The sequence below is a fragment of the Bradyrhizobium sp. CCGB12 genome (assembly GCF_024199845.1).
Taxonomy (GTDB): domain Bacteria; phylum Pseudomonadota; class Alphaproteobacteria; order Rhizobiales; family Xanthobacteraceae; genus Bradyrhizobium.
On sequence record NZ_JANADO010000001.1, the window covers coordinates 6,661,677 to 6,688,656 of the forward strand.

Consider the following 26,980-nt stretch of genomic DNA (forward strand, 5'->3'; position numbering starts at 1 on the left):
CATCCGCGCCCGATCGCGCTCCCCGCGCCGCCCCCTTTAGGAGCGGTCGGCTGTGCTTTTACGAAGGTTTCGTGACAGCTGGATGACACCCTCAAGCGATTAAAATCGCTTGATTTTCAGGTGAGAGCCGGAGTCTTGGCCTGGGGAAAACAGGCCGTGAAAGTGGCACCCTGCCGGGGCACGCTTTCGATCAGAAGCCGGCCGCGATGACGGTTAAGAATATGTTTCACCAGCGATAATCCGAGTCCTGTCCCGCCCTGCGAGCGGCTGTCGCCGACGTCGACCCGGTAGAAGCGTTCAGTCAGCCGGGGCAGGTGCTCGGGCGCGATGCCGGGGCCGAAATCGCGAACCATGACCCGAATTTCCTGAGCTCCATCAGTGGCCGTGCTTGGGGTCAGCGACACGATGACGCGACCGCCCGAGGCGCCATATTTGAGCGCGTTCTCGATCAGGTTCTCGAACAGGCGGAGCAGCTCCTCGCGGTCGCCCGCGATCATCACCGGGGCATCCGGCAGATGAGTCTCGACATCGACCTGGCGTTCCCGCGCCAGCGGCTCGAGCCCGTCGGCGACCTGGAGGATGATCGGCAAGAGGTCGACCAGGGTGTCCGGCCGGACATGGGCCGATAGCTCGACCCGCGACAGCGACAGCAAATCGTCGATCAGGCGCGCCATGCGGGTGGCCTGGTTGTGCATGATGCCGAGGAAGCGCTCGCGCGCCTTTGGATCGTCCTTGGCCTGGCCCTGGAGCGTGTCGATGAAGCCCGACAGGGCGGCGAGCGGCGTGCGCAGCTCGTGGCTGGCATTGGCGACGAAATCGGCCCGCATCTCCTCGACGCGACGCAGCGGCGTCTGGTCGTGGAAGGTCATCAGCATGCATTTGTCGGCGCCGCCGAAGGTGGTCGGCACCGGCACCGGCGTGATCATGAGCTCCAGCCAGCGATCGACCGGAACGTGGTCGAGATAGGTCGCGCGCCGCGGTTCGGTGGTCGCGATCGCCTCGCGCAGCGCCGTGATGATCTCCGGCGAGCGCAGCGCGAACTGGGCGAGCTCGTTCCTGCGCAGCGCCGGCGCGAGCTGAGCGGCAGCGGCGTTGAGGTGGATGACGCGACCGGCGCGGTCGAGCAGCACCGCGGGATCGGGCATGCCGGCGACGACGGCGGCCACCGCCGCACTCTCGACCGGGTTGTTGATGCGCCTGACGTCGTCGCGCGATGCGGCGGCATCGTGCAGGCGCCAGGGGATCAGCGCCGCCGCCGCAATGCAGAGGAACACGATGGCGGCGGGCAGCGCCGACAGCTCGCCCAGCGAGACGAGCACCGACAGCGCCAGCGCCGCAGCGATCAGGATGATGGTCGAGTGCCGCAGCCGATCGGACCAGGGCTGGGTGTTGGGAGAAGATGGGGCGTCGATCGCCATCGGGGAGGGCTTCTCCTTGGGGCTTGCGCTGGTCAGGCGCCGCTGTCGCTGCGCTCTCTCACATAGGCGGCCTCACGCGCCGGGCCGGGGTCTAGCTTGAGCGCCGCCTGCTGCAGGCGCTTCGAACGTGCGCCGATTATAACTTCGCGAAGCGTCAGCAAGATTACAGATATGACAAAGGGGGACAGATAATAGAGGACGCGGAACAGCAGCATTCCGCCCAGAAGCTCCTCCCGGTCCATCTGCCAGAGGCCAACCAGCATGGCGGCGTCGAACACACCAAGACCTCCGGGCGAATGGCTGGCAAAGCCGAGCAGGGTCGCCGAGACGAAGATCACCGCGACCACGACGAAGCCGAGATTGGGCTCGTCCGGGACCAGCACGTACATGGCGAGCGCGCAGAAACCGAGATCGACGATGCCGATCGCGATCTGGAGCAGCGTCAGCGGCCCGCCCGGCAGCACCACGGTCCAGGGCCCGCGTCCCACCACCCGCGGCTGGGTCCAGACCCAGACCACATAGGCGACCAGCCCCACGATGATCATCATCGCCAGCGTCCGGTTCAGCCAGGCCGGCAGCTGGTCGATCGAGGCGGCGGCCTCCGGATGGTAGGCGATGCCAAGGCCGAGCACGGCGGCATTGCCGAGCCAGAAGGTCAGGCCGGCGAGGAAGCAGATCTTGGCGACGTCGATCGCGTTCAGCCCATAGGCCGAGTAGATGCGATAGCGCACCGCGCCGCCGGTGAAGACGCTGGCGCCGACATTGTGACCGATCGAATAGCTGGTGAAGGCGGCGAGCGCGTTAATCCGGTAGGGCACGTGGGCGTGGCCGATCGCGCGCGTGGCGAAAAGGTCGTAGAAGGTCAGGGTGAAATAGCCCGCAGCGACGAATAGGGCCGCCATAGCAATCTGGCTCGGCTCGGTGCTCTTGATCGCCTCGATCACCTCGTTGCGATCGATGCCGCGCAGCATGTGGTAGAGCACATAGCAAGCGATGCCGATGACCGCGATGCTGGTCACAACTCCAAGCTTATGCAGGATTTGCTTCTGGCGCAGAAACGACGTCGCCCTGCGTATGGCTTCCAGCATCTAGACCTCGAACAACGCTTCAGCGGCCAGGGTGGCCGGCAGACAGGCGGACGACACACAGGCACTCAACGAACCCTCGCCGCCGGCTCCGGCATCGCGCATGCACCCTGCCCCTCCACTAGCGCGTTTTCGGGCGAAGTGGAATTCGCCAATTCGAACAAAAACACGTGCCTTCAATATTTTAGGCAGGGTCGCGGGCTCCTGATGCACGGTTTGGCACTTTCGGCGGCAAGGCTTGACCCGAATCTCCTTCAATCCTGCGCAGACGCCATGAAGTTTTGATGATTTCGACGGCACAATGTTCCGTGACGGCTTAAGCCGACATCAATCTATGGGGCACGCCCGCCTGTTGAAAGAGGGATCATTGCAGCGGCGGGGTCACGGATTTCTGATGCGCCGAAAGGCCGCGGCGACGCGCACCCCAGTCCCCTCGCGCGAGGGTGCACGGCAACATCACAGGGCGGCCGGCGGCGCGGTCCGCGACACCACCCGGTCGCGCAGCCACGCGCCGATGGTGCAGCCGACGAGATAGCAGGCGAACATGATCAGGCCGAGGTCGAGCCAATAGCCGAAACGGCCAGGGACCACATGCGCGAACGAAGCTGCGACCAGACCGGCGGCAAGCGCGGCGAGCCACCGCGCGGTCACCTTGGAGGTGCCGTTGCCGCGCTGGACTACCGAGATCCAGCCCATGCAAAAGCCCAGCAACAGCGAGCCGATCAGCCAACCCATATGGAACGAGACGAGATAGGGCATCGTCACCTCACCAGAAATTCGATGCGGCGGTTCTGCGCCTTGCCCTCGTCCGTGTCGTTGCCGGCGAGGGGCTGCGTGCTGCCGTGGCCGACCGCAGTGAACCGGCTGGCGGGCAGGCCGGACTTGACCAGATAATCGATCACCGCCTGCGCGCGCTTCTCCGAGAGAGCCTGGTTGAAGGAGTCCTCGCCGTCGGCATCGGTATGCCCGGCGACCTCGATATTGATTGTGGGGCAGCGCAACGCCGTCTCGATCAGATGATCGAGAATGCCCGCGGAATCCGGATCGATGTCCGCGCGCTTGGCTGCAAAGCGGATCTTGCCCTTGGCGAGGAGGTCCGAGAACAGCTGCTGGCACACGGTGCCGTCGACGGGGCCGGCCGCGGGCTTCACCGTGATTTCCGGCTTGTATTGCCAGTTCTTCGGAAAGTCCTTGCCAAGGCCTGCGCGGATGTCGTTGGCGGCACCCTCGTAGAGCGCATCACCCGACAGCTTCACCTCGCGATCCGAGACCACGAGCGTGCCGGTAGACAGTCGCGACAGCGCGCCGAGCGCTGCGACCACGGCGGTGTTGAACGAGCCGGGTGCGCCGATGCTGGCCTTGAGATTGTCGACGACCTTCTCGTTGAAGAACTTTCGCGAGGCGCTGGTGGCGATCGCCGCGTGGACGGTGTTGTCCGGCACGTAGCCGGTCAGCGTCACCGTCGCGGCCACCGGATCCTTGTAGGCCTGGAAGATGTAGGGCGGCGCCTTGACGTCGTTGGCAGCAATCGAAAAGCCCTCGGGCAGGTTCTTCAATGCGGCGGCAATCGCCTCACGGCCGCCGAGCTCGCGCGCCATGCCCGACAGATTGACCTTGGTGTCCGTGATCGTAATCTTGCCGTCCTTGAGCTTGCTGATCTGGTCGAGCAGCAACATCGCGGCGACCTCGAACCGTGGCGGCGCACCGCGTGCCAGACCCATCTGATCGGCCACCTCGACACCGGCGACTTCCTTGCGCGCCGCCTCGATCAGCCGCGCCCGCATCGAGGGCAGCGGCGCGGAGCCCGACAGGGTCACCCGCACCACGTCACGTTCGGCGTTCCAGACGAAGGGCTTGGCCTCGGGAACAAGGCGGGTCCGGTCGTCGACCAGCCGCACCCCGGGGACGGTTTCGACGGCCGCCACGGCGTCGCGGCGCCCCTCCTCGGAGAAGGCGTCCGCGGCAAGACTGACATCGCGGCCATCGACCGCGATCCGGGTCTTGTCCAGGACGGTATCCTTAAGCGCCGCCGAGCTTCGGGCCGACAGATCCGCCTCGACCGGCAAGGTGTTATTCCAGGCCGCAAATCCCCACATGACGGCCAGGGGGATCAGCCCCGGCCACCATTTGCTGGCCCACCTGAAAAGCTTCTGCATTCGACGACCCGAACTCTGGAACCGGAGACAAAACAAACCCTTGGCGGGCTGTCAAACCGGAAATAGTGCCCTTCTGGAGGCCCTACGTGGACAACTGGAATAACTTTTTCTTCAAGGGTCCTTCCGTAAGTTGTGGGTGGAATGCCCGGGGGTCGGCCAGCCTGCAATGAAACAACTCCGCAACAACGTCATCCGCGCCGGGCTGGAAGCGCTCTATTTCAGCGGGGCGCACCACCTGTTGCGCCCATTGCTGTCCGGCGTCGGCGCCATTTTCATGCTGCATCACGTGCGGCCGGCCCGCGAGGCTGCGTTCCAGCCGAACCGGCATCTCGAAGTCACCCCGGATTTCCTGCGCGCGACGCTGTGCCATTTGCGATCGCGCGACATCGACATCGTCAGCATGGACGAGCTGCATGAGCGGCTGGCGCAGGGCCGGTTCGACCGGCGCTTCGCCGCCTTCACCCTCGACGACGGCTATCGCGACAATCTGGACTATGCGCTGCCGGTTCTGCGCGAATTTGACGCGCCTTTGGCCGTCTATGTCGCGAGCGATTTTGCCGAGGGCACCGGACGTCTGTGGTGGATCGCACTGGAAGCGGTGATCGCCAAGACCGAGCAGATCGACGTGAAAATCGGCCACTCCGCGCTGCGGCTCGATACGACGACGCCCGCTGCCAAGCGGGCGGCGTTCGAGCGCCTGCACGACTGGCTGCGTGCGCTGCCGGGCGAGCACGACCTGAAGCGCGAGATCGAAGCCCTCTGCACGACTTACGGCGTCGACATGGAAGCGCTGTGCCGCAGCCTCTGCCTGTCCTGGGACGAGGTGAAGACACTGGCCGCCGATCCCCTGGTCACGATCGGCGCCCATTCCATCAGCCATTGCAATCTCGCCAAACAGGCCGAAGAGATCGCCACGCAGGAAATGGCGGCGAGCCGCGTCCGGATCGAGCAGGCGCTGGAACGCCCCGTGCTGCATTTCGCCTATCCCTATGGCGACCGTGAAGCGGCGGGCGATCGCGAATTCGCGCTCGCGGCGGCAGCCGGGTTCAAGACCGCAGTGACCACACGGCCCGGCATGCTGTTCGCCGAGAATGCCGGCCACATGACCGCGCTGCCGCGTGTCTCGCTCAACGGCAACTATCAGGACGCACGGATTCTGCCGGTCCTGACCTCGGGCGCGGCGACCGCGATGTGGAACGGTTTTCGCCGCATCGCGGCGGCCTGATCCCCAAGCTCCGCTGTGGTCCTCCACTATCGGCACAAACTCCGCAGTCGTCCTGGCGAAAGCCAGGACCCATTACCACCGCCTTCCATTTTGCGAAGCGCGCGGGCCACAGCTCATTTCAACGACCGCTTCCTGGGGTGATGGGGTGGACGGCCCCCTACGGCATCAGTGTGCCAGAATGAGGTTGTCACACACTCATTCACAGGAGCCGTCCGTGGGTCAGATTATCCGCATTGGAATGGATACGTCGAAGTATATTTTCCAGCTCCATGGCGTTGACGCCTCCGAGCAGGTCGTGTTGCGCAAGCGGCTCAGCCGCAAGGCGATGCTGGAGTTTTTTGCCAAGCTGCCGCCGACGGTGGTCGTGATCGAGGCTTGCGGGGCCGCCCACCACTTGGCACGCGAGCTCGGCCGGCTGGGACACACGTTCAAGCTGATTGCGCCGCAGCTGGTGAAGCCCTACGTGCCGCGCAACAAGAACGACGGGCGCGATGCGGAAGGGCTGTGCGAGGCGGCGAGCCGGCCGCGGATGCGGTATGTGGCGGTGAAGACGGCGGAGCAGCAGGCTGCACTGATGCTGCTGGGCGTCCGCGAGCAATTGGTCGCGCGTCGCACGCAACTCTCCAACACGATCCGCGGGCATGCGGCGGAGTTCGGTCTGATCGCGGCCAAGGGGCTGGACAAGCTCGCCGCGTTCCTGGCGGCGATCAGCCAGGACGAAGGCGTGCCGGCGCTGGCCCGCGAGCTGTTTGCGATGCTGGCTCGCCAATATGACCAGGTGCAGGTCGAGCTGAAGGCGGTCGAGGCCAAGCTGCTGGCCTGGCACCGGGCCGATGCCACGAGCCGGCGATTGGCGCAGATCCCGGGGATCGGTCCGGTCACGGCGGCGGCGCTGGTGATGAAGGCGCCCGACCCACACGCCTTCCGCTCGGGGCGGCTGTTCGCAGCCTGGCTCGGCCTGACGCCCAAGGACCATTCCACTGCGGGAAAGACCCGGCTCGGCAAGATCACCCGGGCAGGTGATGAGAGGCTACGTCAGCTGCTGGTGGTCGGGGCAACCTCGGTGGTGAAGATGGCCAAAACCCGAGATCGCGGGCCTCGCTGGCTGATCGAGCTGTTGAAGCGCAAGACGCCGAAGCTGGCCGCAGTGGCGCTGGCCAACAAGATGGCTCGCATCGCCTGGAAACTGATGACCACGGGGGAAAGCTACGATAGCGCGCGGATCGATGCCCAAATGGCCGTTGCCGCGTAGTTGAGAGATTCGGCCGGCCGGCGACTTAGTCCGCCGACCGAACCGGAGCTGCAGGAGCAGAGGAGATGGTGTGATCGGTCGACCCGAGACGCGAGCAAATCCGTGGGACCCATTGGCCGAGCAAGGTCGCAGCGGTGATTGGAACTCGTGTTGCGGAAACCATCTTGGCCAGCGGCTACAAAGCTGCATCAACAGGCCGCACATATGGATGCAAGCGATCCGATCAAACCTCACAAAGCTCTTGTGCCACGGGGGCCGTCCACATATGGGTCCTGGCTTTCGCCAGGACGACGGCAGAGATTGACTCCCCTCCCGGCCCCGCTCAAAACCAGCGGCAACCAAGGGAGGCACCATGTTCAACGATCTGTTCTCACTCAAAGGCCGCATCGCGGTCGTGACTGGCGGCTCGCGCGGCATCGGCAAGATGATCGCAGCCGGTTTCCTGGCGCAAGGCGCGGCAAAGGTCTACATCACCGCGCGCAAGGCCGGCCCGTGCGAGGCGACCGCCAAGGAACTCACCGCGCAATATGACGGCGACTGCATCGCACTACCGATCGACATCTCGACCGTCGAAGGCTGCGACAGGCTCGCCGGCGAAATCATCAAGCTGGAGCCGAAGCTCGACATCCTCGTCAACAATGCCGGCGCGGCCTGGGGCGCGGAGTTCGACGAATTCCCCGAGAGCGGCTGGGACAAGGTGATGGACCTCAACGTCAAGTCGCTGTTCTTCCTGACCAAGGCGCTGGCAAAGCCGCTGCGCGCGGCGGCAAGCGCAGAACGGCCGGCGAAGGTGATCAACATCGCCTCGGTCGACGGCATCTTCGTCAATCCGAGCGAGACCTATTCCTACGCCGCCAGCAAGGCCGCCGTGATCCATCTGACGCGGCGCATGGCGACGAAGCTGATCAAGGACAACATCAACGTCACCGCGATCGCGCCGGGCGCCTTCAAGTCCGACATGAACCGGGCCGCGCGCGACCACGCGGACGAGGTCGCAAAGCGCATCCCGGCGCGGCGGATCGGAACCGACGAGGACATGGCTGGCGTGGCGATCTATCTCGCCTCGCGCGCGGGCGATTACGTGGTCGGCAACACCATCGCCGTCGACGGCGGCGTGGTGTACGCGAATGCGGGGCTGGAGATTGCGGGGTAAGACCGCGGGGCGATAGGGCAGCCACGCGGAACACCAGCGTCGTCCCGGCGAAAGCCGGGACCCAGACCGCGGACTCTATCGACGGTGATCGGTATGAGTACCGAACAGCTTATCTTCGCCAAACTGCTCCCTGTGGTTATGGGTCCCGGCCTTCGCCGGGACGACAGGTGAGTATTTGGCGGGGGCGTCGCGTCTCGCGAGCAACCCCTACGACTCGATCTTCACATACTCGAAATCGCCGGGCTTGTTGTCGATGCCGACCTTCGGCGGCGAGATCCAAGAGGCGAACTTGCCGGTTTCGGTGACAGGCTGCATCAGGGAGGCGATGAAGTCGCCGTCGCTCGCGGACGGCAGCCATTCGTCCTTGCGCTTCGCCCAGGTGGCCTCGTCGATCAAAATGCCGTCGGGCGTGGCATGGATGTCCTTGAACTCGCCGATGTGGCGATGGAACGCGACATTAGGCAAGGTCAGCTTGTAGTCGTAGCCCGCAGTCGAGATCACCTTGTTCCAGCGCAGCATGCCCTTGACGCAATCCTGGCTGTAATCGTCGCGCAGACGCATGTTGAGCGCGGTCAGCGCGGGCTCGTCGACCAGCTTGATCTCGCCGTTGATGAACTTGAGCACCGGATAGGTGGCGTTCTTGAGTTGATGATCGTCCTCGATCTGGGTCTCGTGATAGCGGCCCTTGATGCCGGTGTTGAAGGCGTTGGCCGCGTTGGTCGAGACCTCCGAGCCGAAGAGATCAAGAGACAGCGTATAGTGCAGGTTCAGCTTCTTCTGGATGGTCGGCAGGTCGATCACCCCGAGCGCACGGACCTTGGCGATATCGGAGGGATCGGTGATGCCGGCTTCCTTCATCGCGTCGCAGGTCCGCTGCACGACGCGAGTGATGCCGGTCTCGCCGACGAACATGTGGTGCGCTTCTTCCGTCAGCATGAAGCGGCAGGTGCGCGACAAGGGATCGAAGCCCGACTGCGCGAGCGAGTGCAGCTGCATCTTGCCATCGCGGTCGGTGAAATAGGTGAACATGAAGAAGGACAGCCAGTCCGGCGTCGCCTCGTTGAACGCGCCCAGCATGCGCGGCGCATCGGCATCGCCCGAGCGGCGACGCAGGAGATCGTCGGCTTCCTCGCGGCCGTCGCGACCAAAGTACTTCTGGAGCAGGTAGACCATCGCCCAGAGATGACGGCCTTCCTCGACATTGACCTGGAACAGGTTGCGCATGTCGTAGAGCGAGGGCGCGGTCTTGCCGAGATGGCGCTGCTGCTCGACCGAGGCCGGCTCGGTGTCGCCCTGGATCACGATCAGGCGGCGCAGCATGGCGCGATACTCGCCCGGCACTTCCTGCCAGGCCGGCTCGCCATAATGCTCGCCGAACGGCACGACGCGGTTCTCTTCCTGCGGCGCCAGCAAAATGCCCCAGCGATAGTCGGGCATGCGGACATAGTCGAACTTGGCCCAGCCGCGCGGATCGACCGAGTAAGCGGTGCGCAAATAGACCAGCGACTCCTGGAAGCCCTCAGGGCCCATGTCGCTCCACCAGTCCATGTAGCCGGGATGCCAGCCCTCCAGCGCTTTGAGCACCTGGCGGTCCTCGGCGAGGTTCACGTTGTTCGGAATCTTGGTCGAGTAGTCGACGTTCATGATGTTCATATTCATTGGGAGCTCTCCCGCGTTGAACCTGATCGTTTCCTGCGAATGGCGAATGGCGAGTAGCGAATGGAAATCCCTATTCGCTATTCGCCACTCCCTACTCGCTACACCCGCGTCATATCGAATTTCGGCTTCTGCCCGCTGCCGTAGCGGCGCAGCGCGCCTTCCTCGCCGACCGCGTTCGGGCGCTGGAAGATCCAGTTCTGCCACGCCGTCAGGCGCGCGAAGATCTTCGACTCCATCGTCTCCGGGCCGACGAAGCGCAGGCTGGCTTCCATGCCGGTGAGGCTGTCGGGCGAGAAGCTGGCGCGCTCCTCGAGGAAGACCCGGACCTCGTCGTCCCAGTCGATGTCGTCGAGCGCGAAAGTGACGAGGCCGAGCTCTTCCGCCTGTTCGGCGTCGAGCGTCGTGCCCAGCGTCGCCTCCGCGCGCTCCACGTCCGATGGATCGGCCTGAAAGCGCGATTCCAGCCGCGTCAGGCCGTGGCTCATCGGATAGGAGCCGAAATTCATCGCGGACAGTTCGATCGACGGCGGCGGACGGTTGTCGCCCTGACGCGTGCCGATCAGCATGTAGGAGCGGTCGGCGGCGAACACGAGCTCGGCGAGCGTGCCGGCAAAGCACGAGCCGGGCTCGACCAGCGTCACCAGCGTGCGCGAGGTGACGTCGATGCGCTTGAGCACGCGCTTCCAGTAGTGGCGGATTTCGTTGACCAGCCAGTGCGCCTTGTTGGCTTCCAGGAAGGCGTCGCTGCCGAGCACATGGGCGCGGTCACCATGGCTCTTGAACACCAACATCGCGATCTCGAGCTCGTTGATGCGCAGGTGCAGGATGGCGTCATCGAGCTCGCGCGCAACCTGGAGCGGCCAGAACGCGGCGCCCTGCGCCATCATGCCGTCGATGTCGGCCGGCGGTGCCGCCTCCGGTGCCTTGATCGAGATGGTGGCGATGCGCGCCGTGCGATCGATGTCGACCGTGACGAAGCCGTAACGGATGCTGTTTTCGTCGATCATGCGCCTGAGTGGGCTCAGTGCAACGCCCTTGCCGCTGCCCTTGCGCGACGAGGCGGCCGCGAACTCCTTGGCGCGTTCGGCGATCTTGGCCTCCAGCTTCGAGTTCGGCGCGATCTCGTCGACGAGGCGCCACTGCACGGCGCGCTTGCCCTTCACGCCCTCCTCGATGGTGCAGAAGAAATCGGCGTGGTCGCGGCGCACCTTGCGCTTGTCGACGACGCGGGTCAGCCCGCCGGTGCCCGGCAGCACCGCGAGCAGCGGCACTTCGGGCAGTGCCACGGCGGACGAGCCGTCATCGGCGAGGATGATGTGGTCGGTCGCGAGCGCCAGCTCATAGCCGCCGCCGGCGGCGGAGCCGTTCACGACAGTGATGAAGCGCTGGCCGGAATTCTCCGAGGAGTCTTCCATGCCGTTGCGGGTCTCGTTGGTGAATTTGCAGAAATTGACCTTGTGAGCATGCGTCGAGCCCGCGAGCATGCGGATGTTGGCGCCGGCGCAGAACACGCGGTTCTTGGCAGAGCGCATCACCACGACCTTCACCTCCGGATGCTCGAAGCGCAGCCGCTGGACCACGTCGGCCAGTTCGATGTCGACGCCGAGATCGTAGGAGTTGAGCTTGAGAAGATAGCCCTCGAACAGGCCGCCGTTCTCGTCGACGTCCATGGTCAACGTCGCGACGTTGCCTTCGACCGCAAGCTTCCAGTGCTTGTAGCGGGACGGTTCGGTCTGGAAATCGATGAATGTCGCGCCGCCTGCGAGGCGCCGATCTTCCCCGGCCATGGGTCATCCCCTGAGCTTGGTTTTACATTGCCGCCGTAGCGTTAGATGCACAATAATGCATCTTTTTGAACGCGTCTAGTCCTTAACGGCCGTCACATGCACTTTGTTTCATGAGTACGTTTACGACCGCACGATAGCCCCGAGCCCGATCCAGTCAGCCTTGGAGAGCTCTGGACGGCCGAGCTTGGCTTGCAACAGCGCGATCAGGGCCGGGACAGGGAAGGTTTCGACGAAGCCGTCGCCGGCCGCAGCCGCCTTGCGCGAGTTCAGCGCCCGCAGTTCGCCGAGCGCATCCCCGAACAGGCGTACGGCCGAGCGCGGCCGCTGCATCCGCAGCCGCAAATTGGCATTGGCGATATGGATGCAGGCGCGCAGCAGAATGCGCTCGCGGCCACCTTGCGGTGCTGCGGCCCACACCGCCTCCAGCACCTCCTGCGCTTCCCAGAAAAAGCCGCGGTCGTTGAGCGTAAGTCCGTAGCGCAGCGCCGGATGGCGCGCCGGCACATAGCCGCGGAACGCCGAAGGCACCAGCGTCTTGGCCAGGTCCAGCGTCTGGTAATCGGCGTCCGCTGCACCGGGCTCGCCCGGCACATAGGCCCATTGCGGCCACGGCAGCGGCCCGCTCGCGTTCGAAGGCACACTCATTGAAGGTGCGCCTCCGCAACATCATGCGGCGCGTCCCTGAAGTCCCTGATCGTCGCGCAGGGCCGCTCTTGCAAATTGCTCAATAGCGTCAAGCGTCGCCCCCGGCGCTTCACGATGCGGGGAATGCCCCGCGCCTGAAATGACTTTAAAATCTACCGGACAATAACATTCTTCCTGCGCAATTTCGACCTGACGCAGTGTCCCATATTGATCATCCTCGCCCTGCACGACCAGGATGGGAACGCGGATATAGGCGAGGGATTCGGAGATGTCCCAGTCACGGAATTTCGGATCGAGCCAGGCGCCGTTCCAGCCGTAGAAGGCGTTGTCGACATCCTGGTGCCAGCGCGCGAGCTTTGCCTTGAGGTCGGTGGTCTCGAAGGCGGTCTTGATCGCTGCGATGGACTGGACCGAGACGTCCTCGACGATGAAATGCGGCGCAATCAGCACGAGGCCGCTTAGCCGATAATCCTGATGCGCGCCGGCATAAATCGTCGCGATCGAGGCGCCGTCGGAATGGCCGAGCAGGAGGCCGCGCTTGAAGCCAATGGCGTCGAGCAGGCTGGGCAGGACGTCCAGCGCCTCGCGCTGCATGTAGTCGAGCGGACGCGGCAACGTCACCCTGCTCGATTGGCCATAGCCCGCGCGCGAATAAACGAAGATGCCGGCGCCGGTCGCCTCTCGAAGCTTCTCCGGAAAATCGCCCCACTGCCCGACCGAACCGAGGCCTTCATGCAGCATGACGATAGTGGGCGCGTCCGGATTTAACGGCGCGAGCCATTTGTATTCGAGGCTGGCGTTGCCGATGCTGAGGAAGCCGGTGGGGGTGAGGTTGGTCATGCTGTCACTCTTCTTCGATCGCGCAGTTGGAACGAGATGCGTCCGCTGGCTCAGTCGTTCCCTCCCCCCTTGTGGGAGAGGGCTAGGGAGAGGGGTGCCACACGGAGACTCCCGGTGTGACGAAGAATATCTGGCGCGCGATAATACAGACCGTTTGCTGGGCTACCCCTCTCCCCCGCCCTCCCCCACAAGGGGGGAGGAGCGCACCGGAGCTTGCCGCCATGGCGTCAGTCATATGCCGTACAGTTGCGCTCAATTCGCCCCTTCGCGCAATTTGAACCGCTGGATCTTTCCCGTCGCGGTCTTCGGCAGCGAGTCCACCACGTCGATCCAGCGCGGATATTTCCAAGGGCCGATCTTCTGCTTGACGTGCTCCTTCAACATCTCCTGCAGGTCGCTTGTCTTGGCGCCGGGCCGCAGCACGACAAAGGCTTTTGGCTTCAGCAACCCTTCCGGATCCGCTTCGGGCACGACGGCAGCCTCCAGCACCGCCGGGTGCGTGATCAGCGCGCTCTCGACCTCGAAGGGCGAGACCCAGATGCCGGACACCTTGAACATGTCGTCGGCGCGGCCGCAGAACGTGTAGCGGCCCTCCCCGTCGCGAACGTATTTGTCGCCGGTCCGGGTCCACGGTCCCTCAAACGTGCGGCGGCTCTTGTGGCGCTGATTCCAGTAGCCCTCGCCGGCGGAGGGCGCATCGACCAGCAGCTCGCCGACCTCTCCGTCGGCGACGTCCTGGCCGACCTCGTTGACGAGCCGCACCGCATAGCCCGGCACCGGCTTGCCGGACGAGCCATACTTGATGTCGCCGGGCGCGTTCGACAGGAAGATGTGCAAGAGCTCGGTCGAGCCGACGCCATCGAGAATGTCGACGCCGAAGCGTGCCTTCCAGCTGTTGCCGACAGATTCCGGCAGCGCCTCGCCGGCGGAGGTGCAGATGCGCAGCGCCTTGCCACCGCGCTCGGCCTTCATCGTCTCGTCGTTGAGCATCGCCGCGAACAGCGTCGGCACGCCGTAGAAGATCGACGGGTTGAACCTGTTCATCAGGTCGAACATCCGCGCCGGCGTCGGACGCTCGCTGTTGAGGACCACGGTGGCGCCGACCGACATCGGGAAGGTCAGCGCGTTGCCGAGACCATAGGCGAAGAACAGTTTTGCCGCGGACAGGCAGACGTCGCTCTCGCGGATGCCGAGCACCTGCTTCGCATAAGTATCAGCCGTCGACTGCAAGTTCGAATGTAGATGGCGCACGCCCTTGGGCATGCCGGTCGAGCCCGACGAATAGAGCCAGAACGCCGGCTCATCGGGATGCGTCGCGGCGGTGGCGAACTGATCGCTCTCACCGGCAATCTCCTCAGTGAGCTGCTTGTGGCCATTCTGCTTGGCCCCGGACACCACGACATGCTCGAGATCGGGCATGCGGCCGACGACATCCTTGATGACGGGGTACAGCGCCTCGGACACGAACAGCACGCGCGCGCGGCAATCGGCGAGGATGTAGGCATACTGGTCGGCCGTCAGCAGCGTGTTGAGCGGCACCGGCACGATGCCGGCGCGGATCGCACCCAGGAAAACGATCGGGAAATCGACCGTATCCAGCATGATCATCGCCACGCGCTCCTCGCGGCGGACGCCGAGCCGGCGCAGCATGTTGGCGGCGCGCCGCGTCTCGCGCGCGAGCTCGCCATAGGTGAGCCGCGAGACGGTGTCGTCGAAGACGAGCTTGTTGGCGCGCCCCTCCTCGACGTTACGGTCGAGCAGCCAGGTCACCGCATTGTAGGATCCCTCGCTCACGGACGTCTCCCCGAATTTAGAATTATAATTCATAGAAAGACACTGCAGCGGCTTGCTGTCAATGCCATCAGGCACTATGTTTCATTAAAACGCGCCGCAGGACCTCCTTACTGGCATCCGCTAAAGAAGCCTCATGACCGACAGTCCCGACGCCGAATCCCAATTCCTCGAACAGCTCGGCCAGCGCGTGCGCACCATGCGCGCGCTGCGTGGCATGTCGCGCAAAGTGCTCGCCAAGGTATCAGGAATCTCGGAGCGCTACATCGCGCAGCTCGAGAGCGGCAAGGGCAATGTCTCGATCGTGCTGCTCCGCCGCGTCTCCGACGCGATGGGCGCGCATCTGGAAGATCTGCTGCCCTCGGCCGATCCGACGCCGGACTGGCAGATGTTTCGCGATCTCTTGCGCAAGGCGACGCCGGCGCAGATCGCGCAGGCCAAGGACCTGCTCGCCGGCGGCAGCGCAACCGCGCCGCGACGCGCACCGTTCTGCGGCATCGCCCTGATCGGCCTCCGCGGCGCCGGCAAATCCACCCTCGGCCGGATGCTGGCAAAGAAGGTCGGCTGGAGCTTCGTCGAGCTCAACAAGGAGGTCGAGCAGCAGAACGGCCTCTCGGTCGCCGAGATCATCGCGCTCTACGGCCAGGAAGGCTTTCGCCGCATGGAGCAGGCGGCATTGCAGCAGCTGCTCGCGCGCAACGAGCTGATGGTGCTGGCGACCGGCGGCGGCATCGTCTCGGAGCCGCTGACTTTCGACCAGATTCTGACCTCGTTCTACACGATCTGGCTGAAGGCCGAACCCGAGGAGCATATGGCGCGCGTGCGCCGCCAGGGCGACCTTCGCCCGATGGCCGACGACCGCTCCGCGATGGCGGAGCTGCGCAACATCCTGCTCAGCCGCGAGCCGCTCTATTCGCGCGCGACAGCCGTGGTGGATACCGCGGGCCTGTCCGTCGATGCGGCCGCCGCGCGGCTGATCGATGCGGTGCGACCGGTGCTGCAGAACGAGGCGCGCAGCTTCGGGCTGCGCAGCGTAGCGCTGTAGAGATGACCGATAGCGACGTCGCAATCTCCATGTTCGAACGGATCGGCGGCAGCGCCACGATCGACCGGCTGGTCGATCGCTTCTACGAGCGCATGGACACCCTGCCAGAGGCGAAAATCATCCGCGCGATGCACGCAGACGATCTCGGCCTGATCAGGGACGTGCTGAAGCGCTATCTCACCGAATGGACCGGCGGCCCGCGGCTTTACTCCGTCGAGAAGGGCCATCCGCGGCTGCGACAGCGACACATCGGCTTTGCCATCGGCGATGCCGAGCGCGACGCCTGGATGATCTGCATGCGCGGCGCGCTGGAGGAGACCGTGGCAGATAGCGCCGCGCGGCAGGATCTCGACAAGGCGCTGTCCGGCCTCGCCGACTGGATGCGCAACAGGCAGTGACCGCAGCCCGGATCGAGCCAATCAAATCGACCAGTAATTCGGATGCTGGTACGGCCGCGAGCGGTCGCCCCAGTCGAATTCATCGCCATCGACTTCGCAGGGGCCGCTGCTCAATTGTTCCGGCGTCAGTTCGACCTGGAAGGCCTGACGTCCCGGATCATATTTCAGCGCGCTCCACTGCACGGGGTAGTGGTGATGGGTGCCGAGCAGCCGCCCGGTCTTGATGACGGCGTAGGCGACGGTTCCGCTCACCTTGTCGAGCATCAATCGCTCGATCGTGCCGAGCTTGCTGCCGTCGCAACCATAGACGGCGACGTGCTCAACGCGGTCACTGGGAACCATGGTGTGTTGCATGGCGTGCTCCCTTGGACTTGTCTGAGCGGATTATAGGCCTGCAGCCCGGATGAGCGAAGCGACATCCGGTGTCTTGCGACACTTTCGCGGGTATCGGTTCGCTTGCCCGGGTTACGACATTCCAACGGGCTGCCCGACCCGATCGTTGCATGCGTCAAACATCGACCGATCCAAGGCCTCGGCGGTAAAGCCCGCAACATAGATCAAGGCCAGGATTGCCGCCGAGATCGCCACCGTTTCCGCATGTGCGAGCCCCCACCGCAGCAGCCGCTGCAACAAGGTCGGCGGCGGAAACCGGTAGATCCGTCCCGCAGGCGTGATCACGTCAAACGACCGAACCGACCGCGAGCGTACCGGGAGTTTGGGCAGCATCCGGATATCTCCTCTCCAACTCCTCGATCATGCCGCGCGCGATTTCCCGCTCGCCCATGATGACGATATCCGCCCCGAGCCCCTTCAAGTGATCGACCTCGGCATCCGCATGCGCCCGCGCGATGATGCGGATATCAGGATTGGCGGCGCGCGCCTGCTGCACGATCTGCCCCGCCTCGAACGCCTCGGGGATCGCAATCACGAGATGCCGTGCACCTGATGGATTGGTGGCGCCGAGGATTTCGGGTTGCGCAGCGTTGCCCATGACGGTCTCGATGCCGCCCTGCTTCAGCTTCTTGAGCGCGCTCTCCCCGACCTCCGCGACGAGAAACGGCCATCGCCGTTGCTTCAAGGCCTCGCCAACAAGCGCGCCGACCCGGCCATAGCCGATCAGGATCGTATGGTCGGTCAGGTCGGTGCTGCGGATCGGCTCGGGCACGGCGGTGGCTTGCGGGTTGTCCCGGCGCGGATCGAGCAGCGGCGCGAGCCAGGTGACGGCCGCAAACATCAGCGGATTGAGCATGATGGACAGGATCGCGCCGGCCATGATCAGGTCGCGGCCGTCCCTCGGCAGAATCTGCGAGGCGACGCCGAGCTCGGCGAGGATGAAGGAGAACTCGCCGATCTGCGACAGGCTCGCCGAGATCGTCAGCGCGGTCGCGACCGGATGCCGGAACAGCACCACGATCAGGAAGGCGGCGAGCGATTTGCCGAGCATGATGATCGCGAGCGTGGCGAGCAGCGGCCAGGGCTCGCCGACCACACTCATCGGATCGAACATCATGCCGACCGAGACGAAGAACAGCACGGCGAAGGCATCGCGCAGCGGCAGCGATTCCTGCGCGGCCCGCGCGCTGAGCGGCGATTCCCGCAGCATCATGCCGGCGAAGAACGCGCCGAGCGCCAGCGAGACGTCGAACAGCTTTGTCGCTCCGAACGCGATGCACAGCGCAATTGCGAGCACGGCAAGCCGGAACAATTCGCGCGAACCGGTATGCGCAATGTAGTGCAGAATCCAGGGGATCACCCGGCGCCCGACCACGAGCATCAGGCCGATGAACAAGACGATCTTGACGATGGTCAACATCACGACGCCGGCAAGCCCAAGGCCCAGCTGCGAAGCTAACGGTCCGAAAGCAGGCGTGCCATCGGCGACGGCACCCTGAAGGCTTGCGATTGCTGGAAACAGCACCAGCACGAGCACCATGGCGAGGTCCTCGACGATGAGCCAGCCGACAGCGATGCGGCCGCGGTCGGTTTCCATCAGACGCCGCTCCTGCAGTGCGCGAAGCAGGACGACAGTGCTCGCGACCGACAGGGCGAGACCAAACACGAGGCCGGCGCTGACACTCCAGCCCATCAGCAGCGCAAGGCCGAGCCCCATCAATGTCGCTACCGCGATCTGCACGACGGCGCCGGGCACGGCGATGTTGCGGACGCTGAGCAGATCCTGCAGCGAGAAGTGCAGGCCTACGCCGAACATCAGCAGGATGATACCGAGTTCCGAGAGCTCGGTGGCAAGCGCCTGGTCGGCAACGAAGCCTGGCGTAAACGGGCCGACCGCAACGCCGGCGAGAAGATAACCGACCAGCGGCGGCACGCGAAACCGCTGCGCAATTGTTCCAAGTACGAAGGCTAATCCAAGTCCAACGACGATGGTGGCGATGAGAGGTGTGTCATGCGGCATTTTTGCCTTTTGACACAGCGAGCACGGGTGCGCACCGCGACCTGTGCGCGCGGGTCGCAGCTCACAGCAATTGCGAGCGCACGGAGTCTGCGCCGGCGCGCAGCAACGGCAGAAAACGATCGATCAATTCCCGTTCCGTCACGCGATCGACGTGGGCGCCCATGTTGACGGCGGCGACGATCACATTATCGTAACGCTGCACGGGAACCGAGATCGAGCGGAAATGCGGCTCGGCTTCGCGATCGACCAGTGAATAGGCTTGCGCGCGATCGGAAGCGATGCGCGCGAGCAGCGCCTTCGTGTCCGTCACCGTCTGCGGCGTCAACGCCTCGCGCGTCATCGCGTTCAGCCGCGCGGCGAGCTCGGCATCGTCGAACTGGCCGAGCATGGCGCGGCCGACCGAGGTGCAGAAGGCCGGGAGACGATAGCCGATCTCGAGGCCGCCGGAGAACATCCGCGCCGGACTGCTGCGTGCGACGAACACGACATCATCGCCGTCGAGCACGGCGAGCGAGGAGATTTCGTTTGCCGCGGTCGCGACGCGATCGAGCACGGGCTGAAGCACGGCGACGAGCTGACTCGAGCGCAAATAGGACGCCGCAAGCGTCAACACGTGCGGCGTCAGCGAGAACAGCTTGCCGTCGCCGCTGACGTAGCCGCCGCGCTGGAGCGTGAACAGCATGCGCCGCGCGGTGGCGCGCGGCAGATCGGCGGCCCGGGCGAGATCGCTCAGCGTCATCGGGCCGGCGGTGGCGCCGAAGCACTGGAGCAGGCGCAGGCCGCGGTCGAGGCTCTCGACGAAATCCGTCGCGCGCTCGTCGCTCTCGCTTCGCTTCAGCTTGGGCATGATCTCGGGACAATCCTGCAAAATAGTGCTTGCTGCCGCTTCAAGGCATGTCATAATTCGCCCATTCGTTCAATAGGCGAACACACGCTTTGGATAGTTTCGGTTAGCTGAGCACGCTCTCACGCTCCCTCGCCCCGCTTGCGGGGAGAGGGTGGGGTGAGGGGGAGTCTCCACAGGGACGGTGATAACTGCCCTCGCGGAGAATCCCCCTCACCCGGATCGCATCTTGCGATGCGCTCCGGCCTCTCCCCGCACCCGGGGAGAGGCGAAGAAGAATGTGCTTCGCCGATAGACAACGATCCTCATCAAGAAGGACGCAACCGCCATGATGAGCCAGGAGCAGAACGACCTGATCACCCGCACCGGCCCCAAGGACCCTTGCGGCAAGCTGATGCGGAGCTACTGGCAACCGGCGGCTTTGGTTGACGAGCTCGAGGGCGCGCGGCCGATCCGCCCCGTCAAGCTGCTCGGCGAGAATCTGGTCCTGTTCCGCGACGAGCTAGGGCGCTACGGCCTGATCGATCGTCATTGCGCGCATCGCGGCGCCGATCTCGCCTTCGGCCGGCTCGAACATGGCGGCCTGCGCTGCGCCTTCCATGGCTGGCTGTTCGACGCCACCGGCCAGTGCATCGAGACGCCGGCCGAGCCGAAGGATTCAAAGCTCTGCCAGAACATCCGCCAGCGCTCCTATCCCGTGGTGGAAAAGAGCGGCATCCTCTGGGCCTATCCCGGCGAGGGTGAGCCGCCGGCATTCCCGGAGCTCGACTGCTTCGTCGCGCCCGGCACGCATACCTTTGCGTTCAAGGGCCACATGGCCTGCAACTGGCTGCAGGCGCTGGAGGTCGGCATCGATCCGGCGCACGCTTCCTATCTGCATCGTTTCTTCGAGGACGAGGACACCTCCACCGCCTACGGCAAGCAATTCCGCGGCGCCTCGGCTGGCTCGGACCTGCCGATGACAAAAATCCTGCGCGAGTACGACCGCCCGATCATCAATGTCGAGCACACCGAATATGGACTCAGGCTGATCGCGCTGCGCGAGATTGACGAGGAGCGCACCCATGTGCGTGTCACCAACCAGCTCTTCCCGCACGGCTTCGTCATCCCCATGAGCACGGAGATGACGATCACGCAGTGGCACGTGCCGGTTGATGACGAAAACTGCTACTGGTACGCGATCTTCACCAGCTACGCGAACGCGGTCGACAAGCAGAAGATGCGCACGCAGCGCCTCGAGCTCTACGAGCTGCCCGACTACGTCTCGCGCAAGAATCGCAGCAACGATTACGGTTTCGATCCGCACGAGCAGCAGACCGCGACCTATACCGGCATGGGCACCGACATCAACGTCCACGACCAGTGGGCGGTGGAATCCATGGGCGCGATCCAGGACCGCACCAAGGAGCATCTCGGTTCGAGCGACAAGGCGATCGTGCAATATCGCCGCCTGCTCCGGCAGGAGATCGAGAAGGTCTCGGGCGGCGAGAGGCCGATGCTGTTTCTGGACGAAGCCAATGCGCGCAGCATCCAGGGTCCGGCGACCATGGACGGCATCGGGCCGACCCGGGGCTGGGAGACCTACTGGATGGAAATCGACGTCAAGCGCCGCCGCGGCGCGCCGTGGACGGCTCCGGTGCCGAAGGACATTGCCGAAAACGTGCATCGGCTGACGGCGGCGGAGTGAGGATGAAACTCTCTCCACCGTCATTGCGAGCGCAGCGAAGCAATCCAGACTGCTTTTCCGGAAAGACTCTGGATTGCTTCGTCGCTACGCTCCTCGCAATGACGGAGGATGTGGCAGGTGTTTTGCACACGTCGAGCAGCGGTGATTGAGGAGCAGCCAAAGTGACTTTCGTCGCGCGTCATGCGCTGTGGTCGGATGAACAGAAGGGTGCGGCGACGCGCATGCGCCGTGTCGCCGAGGAAAAGAACCTCGAGGTCATCCGCCTCGCCTTCCCCGACCAGCACGGCATCTTGCGCGGCAAGACCATCATCGCCTCGGAAGCGATCGCCTCGCTGGAGAGCGGCTGCTCCATCACCACCACCATGCTGGCCAAGGACACCTCGCACCGCACGGTGTTCCCGGTGTTCACATCGGGCGGCGGCTTCGGCATGAAGGAGATGGAGGGCGCGGCCGACGTGCTGATGGTCGCCGATCCCAGCACGTTTCGCGTGCTACCGTGGGCACCCACCACGGGCTGGGTGCTGTGCGATCTCTATTTTGGCGACGGCCGCGCCGTTCCGTTCGCCACCCGTGGGCTTTATCGCAAGGTTCTCGATGATCTCGTAGGCCGCGGCCACGATTTCGTCGCGGGCCTCGAGGTTGAATTCCACATCTTCAAGCTCGACGACGCGCACATGCGGCCCGAGGACGCCGGCCAGCCCGGCACGCCGCCCTCGGTGAGCCTGCTCAGCCACGGCTATCAATATCTTACCGAGCAGCGGTTCGATCAGATGGAGCCGGTGCTGGAGATCTTGCGGCGCGACATCGTCGCGCTTGGGCTGCCCTTGCGCTCGGTCGAGGTCGAGTTCGGGCCGAGCCAGTGCGAGTTCACCTTCGCTCCGAAGAAGGGCCTCGAGCCTGCCGACAACATGGTGCTGTTCCGCTCAGCCGTGAAGCAGATCGCGCGCCGCCACGGCTATCACGCCACCTTCATGTGCCGGCCAAAGCTGCCGAACGTATTCGCGAGCGGCTGGCATCTGCACCAGTCGATCGTCTCGCGCGCGGGCGGCGACAATCTGTTCATGGCGAAAGACGGCGGCGAGCCGCTCAGCGCGTTCGGCCGTTCATACCTCGCCGGCCTGCTCGACCACGCCCGTGCGTCGACTGTGTTCACCACCCCGACCATCAACGGCTACAAGCGCTACCGCTCCTATTCGCTGGCGCCGGACCGCGCGATCTGGGGCCGCGACAATCGCGGCGTGATGATCCGCGTGCTCGGCGCGGCCGGCGATGCCGCAACGCGCTTGGAGAACCGGATCGGTGAGCCCGCCGCCAACCCCTATCTCTACATGGCCTCGCAGATTCTTTCGGGCCTCGACGGCGTCGACCGCAAGCTCGATCCGGGTCCGTCGGCCGATACCCCTTACGAGGCCAAGGCGCCGCTGTTGCCGAAATCGCTGCGCGACGCCGTCGGCGCGCTGAAGGACGATCCGTTCTTCCGCGAGAAGCTCGGGCCTGAGTTCGTCGACTACTACACCCACATCAAGAATGCCGAGATCGACCGCTTCCTCGCCGAGGTGACCGACTGGGAGCACCGCGAATATTTCGAAGTGTTTTGATGGAGATAGGTCTCACGCCGGCGTGAAGCGGCTTCGTCCTCCCTGTTCCGACGACATCTCGCTGCCGTCGGACGAAGCCGTTTTCCACGCGCCACGAAAACCGCCGGAAAGACGCGGGGTCTAGGCTGGCGCCCCATGATCAACAGTGGAGTTCGATCATGTGGGATCAATTGTTCAGCCTGATCTATCGCTTGTCCTGCCGGACGACCCTGATCGAGATTGGCGGGCATCGGCTGGCGCGTTAGCGGCCGGTGGGTGCGATTTAGGTAAGACGGATTGACCGGATAACGGGGATGGCCGTGCGCAAACTCATCCTGATCGCCGTTATGTCAGTGCTTGCGACCCAAGCCGATGCCGGTGGCTCGCGTAGCCTGAGCCTTGCGGCGAGCACCGCAAATCAAGCGGCGAACGACCAGCCAGCCACACCAACGACAGGCACGCCACAAGCGGTGCAGTCGCCGGCAGCGGCACAGCCTGCGACCACGCAAACGGCAACGACGACGACTTCGGCTCCGTCCGCCGCAGCTACGCCAACCGCTACGACAGCGACAGCCGCCTCAACCGCGCCGACCCAGGCCACGACCAAGCCGAAGCGCCGCGCGCCGTCGCTCGAGGCCCGCGTGGTCCGCGAGTTGCACCGCCACGGGATCTATTGGTGATCGGCTCGCCAAGCCTTCACCAGCGATAGCCGAGCGTGGCGATGACGGTCAGCGGTGCGCCGCGGTAGCAATATCCGACCTGGCACGTCGTGTAGTGCAGATTGAACAGGTTCTTGGCATTGACCTGGAACGTGAGGCCCTTCAGCTCCTTCGCCGCCTGGCTGAAATCATATTTCAGCGCCGCGTCGACCAGGGTTACCGAGCTGTTCTTGAACGTGTTGGCGTCATCGCCATAGTTCGAGGACATATAGCGCACGCCGGTGCCGACGCTGAGGCCTGCGAACGGGCCGGCCAGCGGGAGGGCGTAATTGCCCCACAGCGTCGCGGTGTGCGGCGGATTGCCGGACGGAAACTTGCCGATCGTCGTGCTGTCCGCGGCCTGCTTCGTCACCATGTCGAGATAGGTGTAGGACGCGGTGATGTCGAAACCGCCGCCGAGGCTCGCAAGCCCCTGCAATTCGAAGCCGCGGCTTTGGATCTCGCCGCGCTGGACCGTCACACCCGTGCCCGTCGTGACCAGACCGCCATCCTGGGTCAGGTCGAAGACCGCCGCGGTGATGAAGCTCCTCGTCCCCAGCGGCTGATACTTCACGCCGACCTCGGTCTGCTTGCCGGTGGTCGGCTTGAAGAAGGTGCCCGAGGGATCGACGCCGAGATTGGGAAAGAACGAGGTCGAATAGGCGACATAGGGCGCTACGCCGGAATCGAACACGTAGGTCAGCCCGGCTCGGCCGCTATAGGCCTGATCGGACTGCTGCTGCCGCGTCAACGCGAACAGATCCTCACCGGTGGTGCGGACCCAATCGCTGCGGCCGCTCAGTGTCAGGATCCAGTGGTCGAGCCTGGCCTGGTCCTGGGCATAGATGCCGGACTGGGTTTGCCGCTGCGCCGTCGAGGACGAGATCGCAGGATCGGGAATGGATTCCGGCGCGTAGACCGGCGCGGCCAGGCTGAGATCGGAGACGCCGAAGCCAAAACCCTGCCTGTCGTTGAACTTCGACGCGGTGTAGTCGGTGCCGACCAGGAGCGTGTGCTGCACGGGCCCGGTCGACAGCTTGGCCTCGACCTGGTTGTCCATGATGGCCGATTGCAACGTGTCGTGAACTAAGCCGGTGTAGCGCGAGACGACATTGCCCACGGGAGCGCCGAGAAAGCCGACATAGCGGGTGACCGCGTCGACATCGACATAGCGGAACTTCTGGCGAACAGTCACGGCGTTGTTGAACGCGTGCTCGAACAAATAGCCAACACGTCCCTGCTCCTGGTCGAGCGAGTTGTAGGACGGGCTGCCCGTGTAGATGTCCGTGGTGGTGCCGGTGCCCGTGGAATAAGTGAACATCGACCCGGGCGTCTTCGACTTTTGATAGGAGCCGAGAATCGTCAGCGTCGTCGATTGATCCGGCTTCCAGGTGACGGCGGGCGCGATGTAGGTCCTGTTGTCCTTGCCGCCGGGCACGAACACGTTCGCGTCGCGCATCACGCCGGTCAGCCGGTACGAAAACTGACCGTTGGCATCGACCGGGCCGGACAGATCGAAATTGCCCTGGGCGCGTTCACGATCGCCGAACACCGTCTGCACTTCGTGAAACGGCTGGCTGGTCGGCAGCTTGCTCTGGAGGTCGATCAGTCCGCCGGGCGAGCCGAGGCCATAGAGGGCCGAGCTCGGCCCGCGGACCACGGTGATGCTGTCGACCCCATAAGGCTCGGTCTTGAACACGCTGAGACCGGCACCGACGAGGCGCAAGCCGTCGAGATAGATGCCATTGTAGGTGATGTCGAAGCCACGGATCGAGATGGCGTCGAAGCGCGGATCGTAGCCGGACGCATCGATGCGGACGCCGGGTTCATAGCCGACCGCTTCGGTCAGCGTCTGCACGGCGCGATCGTTGAGCTCCTTGCGCGTCACGACCGAGATCGACTGCGGCGTCTCGAGCAGCGGTGTGTTGGTCTTGGTGCCGGCGGAACTGCTGTTCGCAACATAGCTGTTCTCGCTCGGCAAAATACCGCGGCCGGCACCTACCTCGCGCGCGTCCGGATTTCTGGCTTGCCCGGATGCGGCATTGCGCTGCGCCGCGACGCGGCCGCGCTGCGATTGGGAATTGCGCTGGGCAGACTGGGCACGCGGGCGCGCCTGCTTCGGTGCCTCCACTGTGACGGGAGGCAATGTCCCCGCCGTCGATCCCGAATTGGTCCCGGAGACCTGTGCGAGCGATGGTGTTGCATGCAGCACCACCCCCAGGCCAGCCACGCCCAGTCCCGCCTTCACCACCCGTTCCCAACCGAACGTCTGTCCGTCGTCGCGCCGCATCACCTTCCCCGAGTTCCGTCTTCAAGCAAACCCGGGAGTAATCAGATCGGGGCGCGCACCGCCTTTGCGGCTGCGCAAATCGTCTTTGATTCCAGGTGGAGCCTTTCAAGATTGCGGACGGAGACTTCATCGCGAACGACGCAGACACATCGCGAAACATTTCGGCAGGCGCGCAATCCTCTCGCCGCTACTGACAGCGGCGGGGCGAATAGCCGAAGTGCCTGCGAAAGGCCGTCGCGAAATTGGCCGGATGGGCGTAGCCGACCCGAAAGGCCGCCTCGGTGACTGACAACCGTTGATGAATCAGAAGGTCACGTGCGGCATCGAGCCGCCGGGCCCGCAAATAGTCGATCGCGCTCTCGCCATACGCCATCTGGAATTTCTGATTGAAGGACCGCCGGCTCAGCCCTGCGTTCCGCGCCAGTTCGTCGATGCTCCAGGGGTAAGCAAGATCGGCGTCCATCTGCTCCTTGACCGATTGCAAGCGCATCCGCTGAAGATCGGCTGCCGGATCGACCTCAATCCGGCCGCTCTCGCTGAACAATGCGTGGACAACGATCTCGGCGGCATGCGCCGACAGCAACAATTGCGCCGCGTTTCCGGCGACCGGCGGCGAGAACATTTCCGCCGCGACGGCCTGCACGCGCGGAGACGCAGCGAGAGAGACGACGGCCGCACCGGCCTCATCGTTCTTGAACAGCGCCCGAAACTCGTCGCCAAGCCCAAGCCGATCGATGGAGGCCTGGGGGAGTGCCAAGCCTATCGCAGGACGCTTGTCACACTGGACCGAGCGTCCCGTGGCGACGGCCTCACGCACAGCAATTGCCGTCATCTGCCTTTCGCCGCCGGGCGCACGCGTCAGAGTGCCGCGGCTCGCGCCGTCGCCGAACGCCACGGAGATGAACAGGCCCGGCGCTACGATCGCGGGCTCGTCGGCGTCGGCTCGAAACCCGCCTCTGACAAACACGCAGCCCGGGAAATCCAGCCATTGCGCGGCCGTTGAAGCGCCTCGCTCTG

At 64.6% G+C, this 26,980-nt stretch carries 22 protein-coding genes; 7 read left to right on the forward strand and 15 right to left on the reverse strand.

The features are described from left to right. Positions 1-116: 116 nt before the first annotated feature. From NLM27_RS30540 to NLM27_RS30555, 4 genes are all read right to left on the reverse strand, one after another. Positions 117-1,418 (reverse strand): ATP-binding protein, encoded by a 1,302-nt coding sequence (locus tag NLM27_RS30540; protein WP_254146801.1) that lies wholly within the window; start codon positions 1,416-1,418, stop codon positions 117-119. Positions 1,419-1,450: 32 nt separating this feature from the next. Further along, positions 1,451-2,506, reverse strand: coding sequence for a lysylphosphatidylglycerol synthase domain-containing protein (locus NLM27_RS30545; protein WP_254146802.1), 1,056 nt, complete (start codon positions 2,504-2,506; stop codon positions 1,451-1,453). 453 nt (positions 2,507-2,959) lie between these two features. Further along, the gene (locus NLM27_RS30550) at positions 2,960-3,262 is read right to left on the reverse strand and encodes a hypothetical protein (protein ID WP_254146803.1); all 303 of its coding nucleotides are present in this window, start codon (positions 3,260-3,262) and stop codon (positions 2,960-2,962) included. Between the two features lie 2 nt (positions 3,263-3,264). Continuing rightward, positions 3,265-4,659, reverse strand: coding sequence for an OmpA family protein (locus tag NLM27_RS30555; protein ID WP_254146804.1), 1,395 nt, complete (start codon positions 4,657-4,659; stop codon positions 3,265-3,267). Between the two features lie 166 nt (positions 4,660-4,825). On the opposite strand from NLM27_RS30555, the gene NLM27_RS30560 reads away from it, so the two are divergent. The 3 genes from NLM27_RS30560 to NLM27_RS30570 all read left to right on the forward strand — a co-directional run bounded on the left by NLM27_RS30560 (position 4,826) and on the right by NLM27_RS30570 (position 8,289). Beyond that, complete coding sequence (locus NLM27_RS30560; protein WP_254146805.1) at positions 4,826-5,884, forward strand: polysaccharide deacetylase family protein; 1,059 nt, start codon at positions 4,826-4,828, stop codon at positions 5,882-5,884. A 214-nt stretch (positions 5,885-6,098) separates the two neighbouring features. Continuing rightward, positions 6,099-7,136 carry an IS110 family transposase gene (locus tag NLM27_RS30565; RefSeq protein WP_254144077.1) on the forward strand — a complete coding sequence of 346 codons (1,038 nt, stop codon included), beginning with the start codon at positions 6,099-6,101 and terminating at the stop codon, positions 7,134-7,136. Between the two features lie 352 nt (positions 7,137-7,488). Beyond that, complete coding sequence (locus NLM27_RS30570; RefSeq protein WP_254146806.1) at positions 7,489-8,289, forward strand: SDR family oxidoreductase; 801 nt, start codon at positions 7,489-7,491, stop codon at positions 8,287-8,289. Positions 8,290-8,496: 207 nt separating this feature from the next. On the opposite strand, the gene boxB is transcribed toward NLM27_RS30570, so the two are convergent. From boxB to NLM27_RS30595, 5 genes are all read right to left on the reverse strand, one after another. Continuing rightward, positions 8,497-9,948, reverse strand: coding sequence for a benzoyl-CoA 2,3-epoxidase subunit BoxB (gene boxB / locus NLM27_RS30575; protein ID WP_254146807.1), 1,452 nt, complete (start codon positions 9,946-9,948; stop codon positions 8,497-8,499). Positions 9,949-10,046: 98 nt separating this feature from the next. Next, positions 10,047-11,735 carry a 2,3-epoxybenzoyl-CoA dihydrolase gene (gene boxC / locus NLM27_RS30580; RefSeq protein WP_254146808.1) on the reverse strand — a complete coding sequence of 563 codons (1,689 nt, stop codon included), beginning with the start codon at positions 11,733-11,735 and terminating at the stop codon, positions 10,047-10,049. Between the two features lie 120 nt (positions 11,736-11,855). Next, positions 11,856-12,380, reverse strand: a complete 525-nt coding sequence (locus tag NLM27_RS30585; RefSeq protein ID WP_254146809.1) for a DUF309 domain-containing protein — start codon at positions 12,378-12,380, stop codon at positions 11,856-11,858. A 21-nt stretch (positions 12,381-12,401) separates the two neighbouring features. Next, the gene (locus NLM27_RS30590; protein WP_254146810.1) at positions 12,402-13,220 is read right to left on the reverse strand and encodes an alpha/beta fold hydrolase; all 819 of its coding nucleotides are present in this window, start codon (positions 13,218-13,220) and stop codon (positions 12,402-12,404) included. 252 nt (positions 13,221-13,472) lie between these two features. Then, entirely contained in the window at positions 13,473-15,014 is a 1,542-nt protein-coding gene (locus NLM27_RS30595; RefSeq protein WP_254146811.1) for a benzoate-CoA ligase family protein, read from the reverse strand. Positions 15,015-15,147: 133 nt separating this feature from the next. Here NLM27_RS30595 and NLM27_RS30600 point away from each other — a divergent pair, with 133 nt between their 5' ends. Next, positions 15,148-16,056, forward strand: a complete 909-nt coding sequence (locus NLM27_RS30600; protein ID WP_254146812.1) for a helix-turn-helix transcriptional regulator — start codon at positions 15,148-15,150, stop codon at positions 16,054-16,056. Between the two features lie 2 nt (positions 16,057-16,058). Then, complete coding sequence (locus NLM27_RS30605; RefSeq protein ID WP_254146813.1) at positions 16,059-16,454, forward strand: group II truncated hemoglobin; 396 nt, start codon at positions 16,059-16,061, stop codon at positions 16,452-16,454. 21 nt (positions 16,455-16,475) lie between these two features. On the opposite strand, the gene NLM27_RS30610 is transcribed toward NLM27_RS30605, so the two are convergent. The 4 genes from NLM27_RS30610 to NLM27_RS30625 form a co-directional block, all read right to left on the reverse strand. Continuing rightward, positions 16,476-16,808 carry a PRC-barrel domain-containing protein gene (locus tag NLM27_RS30610; RefSeq protein ID WP_254123896.1) on the reverse strand — a complete coding sequence of 111 codons (333 nt, stop codon included), beginning with the start codon at positions 16,806-16,808 and terminating at the stop codon, positions 16,476-16,478. Positions 16,809-16,919: 111 nt separating this feature from the next. Continuing rightward, a complete protein-coding gene (locus tag NLM27_RS30615) occupies positions 16,920-17,180 on the reverse strand; it encodes a hypothetical protein (RefSeq protein ID WP_254146814.1) in 261 nt (86 codons plus the stop codon). Continuing rightward, a complete protein-coding gene (gene ybaL / locus NLM27_RS30620; protein WP_254146815.1) occupies positions 17,134-18,867 on the reverse strand; it encodes a YbaL family putative K(+) efflux transporter in 1,734 nt (577 codons plus the stop codon). The genes NLM27_RS30615 and ybaL overlap by 47 nt, the downstream gene beginning before the upstream one ends. A gap of 61 nt (positions 18,868-18,928) precedes the next feature. Continuing rightward, a complete protein-coding gene (locus NLM27_RS30625; RefSeq protein WP_254146816.1) occupies positions 18,929-19,714 on the reverse strand; it encodes an IclR family transcriptional regulator C-terminal domain-containing protein in 786 nt (261 codons plus the stop codon). Positions 19,715-20,039: 325 nt separating this feature from the next. Between NLM27_RS30625 and NLM27_RS30630 the strand changes: the two genes are divergently transcribed. Then, positions 20,040-21,398 (forward strand): aromatic ring-hydroxylating dioxygenase subunit alpha, encoded by a 1,359-nt coding sequence (locus NLM27_RS30630; RefSeq protein ID WP_254146817.1) that lies wholly within the window; start codon positions 20,040-20,042, stop codon positions 21,396-21,398. A gap of 161 nt (positions 21,399-21,559) precedes the next feature. Continuing rightward, on the forward strand, positions 21,560-22,996 hold the full coding sequence (locus NLM27_RS30635) for a glutamine synthetase family protein (RefSeq protein WP_254146818.1): 1,437 nt from the start codon (positions 21,560-21,562) through the stop codon (positions 22,994-22,996). Positions 22,997-23,671: 675 nt separating this feature from the next. On the opposite strand, the gene NLM27_RS30640 is transcribed toward NLM27_RS30635, so the two are convergent. Together NLM27_RS30640 and NLM27_RS30645 are read right to left on the reverse strand one after the other, a co-directional pair. Further along, on the reverse strand, positions 23,672-25,963 hold the full coding sequence (locus NLM27_RS30640; RefSeq protein ID WP_254146819.1) for a TonB-dependent siderophore receptor: 2,292 nt from the start codon (positions 25,961-25,963) through the stop codon (positions 23,672-23,674). 187 nt (positions 25,964-26,150) lie between these two features. Beyond that, the gene (locus NLM27_RS30645; RefSeq protein WP_254146820.1) at positions 26,151-26,930 is read right to left on the reverse strand and encodes an AraC family transcriptional regulator; all 780 of its coding nucleotides are present in this window, start codon (positions 26,928-26,930) and stop codon (positions 26,151-26,153) included. Between the last annotated feature and the right edge of the window lie 50 nt (positions 26,931-26,980).

Coding starts and splice junctions, on each gene's coding strand:
- NLM27_RS30640 (WP_254146819.1), bottom strand. CDS start 25,963: ATGCGGCGCGACGACGGACAGACGTTCGGTTGGGAACGGGTGGTGAAG.
- NLM27_RS30590 (WP_254146810.1), bottom strand. CDS start 13,220: ATGACCAACCTCACCCCCACCGGCTTCCTCAGCATCGGCAACGCCAGC.
- NLM27_RS30630 (WP_254146817.1), top strand. CDS start 20,040: ATGATGAGCCAGGAGCAGAACGACCTGATCACCCGCACCGGCCCCAAG.
- NLM27_RS30625 (WP_254146816.1), bottom strand. CDS start 19,714: ATGCCCAAGCTGAAGCGAAGCGAGAGCGACGAGCGCGCGACGGATTTC.
- NLM27_RS30610 (WP_254123896.1), bottom strand. CDS start 16,808: ATGCAACACACCATGGTTCCCAGTGACCGCGTTGAGCACGTCGCCGTC.
- NLM27_RS30600 (WP_254146812.1), top strand. CDS start 15,148: ATGACCGACAGTCCCGACGCCGAATCCCAATTCCTCGAACAGCTCGGC.
- NLM27_RS30615 (WP_254146814.1), bottom strand. CDS start 17,180: ATGCTGCCCAAACTCCCGGTACGCTCGCGGTCGGTTCGGTCGTTTGAC.
- NLM27_RS30550 (WP_254146803.1), bottom strand. CDS start 3,262: ATGCCCTATCTCGTCTCGTTCCATATGGGTTGGCTGATCGGCTCGCTG.
- NLM27_RS30545 (WP_254146802.1), bottom strand. CDS start 2,506: ATGCTGGAAGCCATACGCAGGGCGACGTCGTTTCTGCGCCAGAAGCAA.
- NLM27_RS30585 (WP_254146809.1), bottom strand. CDS start 12,380: ATGAGTGTGCCTTCGAACGCGAGCGGGCCGCTGCCGTGGCCGCAATGG.
- NLM27_RS30570 (WP_254146806.1), top strand. CDS start 7,489: ATGTTCAACGATCTGTTCTCACTCAAAGGCCGCATCGCGGTCGTGACT.
- NLM27_RS30540 (WP_254146801.1), bottom strand. CDS start 1,418: ATGGCGATCGACGCCCCATCTTCTCCCAACACCCAGCCCTGGTCCGAT.
- NLM27_RS30555 (WP_254146804.1), bottom strand. CDS start 4,659: ATGCAGAAGCTTTTCAGGTGGGCCAGCAAATGGTGGCCGGGGCTGATC.
- ybaL (WP_254146815.1), bottom strand. CDS start 18,867: ATGCCGCATGACACACCTCTCATCGCCACCATCGTCGTTGGACTTGGA.
- boxB (WP_254146807.1), bottom strand. CDS start 9,948: ATGAATATGAACATCATGAACGTCGACTACTCGACCAAGATTCCGAAC.
- NLM27_RS30605 (WP_254146813.1), top strand. CDS start 16,059: ATGACCGATAGCGACGTCGCAATCTCCATGTTCGAACGGATCGGCGGC.
- NLM27_RS30560 (WP_254146805.1), top strand. CDS start 4,826: ATGAAACAACTCCGCAACAACGTCATCCGCGCCGGGCTGGAAGCGCTC.
- boxC (WP_254146808.1), bottom strand. CDS start 11,735: ATGGCCGGGGAAGATCGGCGCCTCGCAGGCGGCGCGACATTCATCGAT.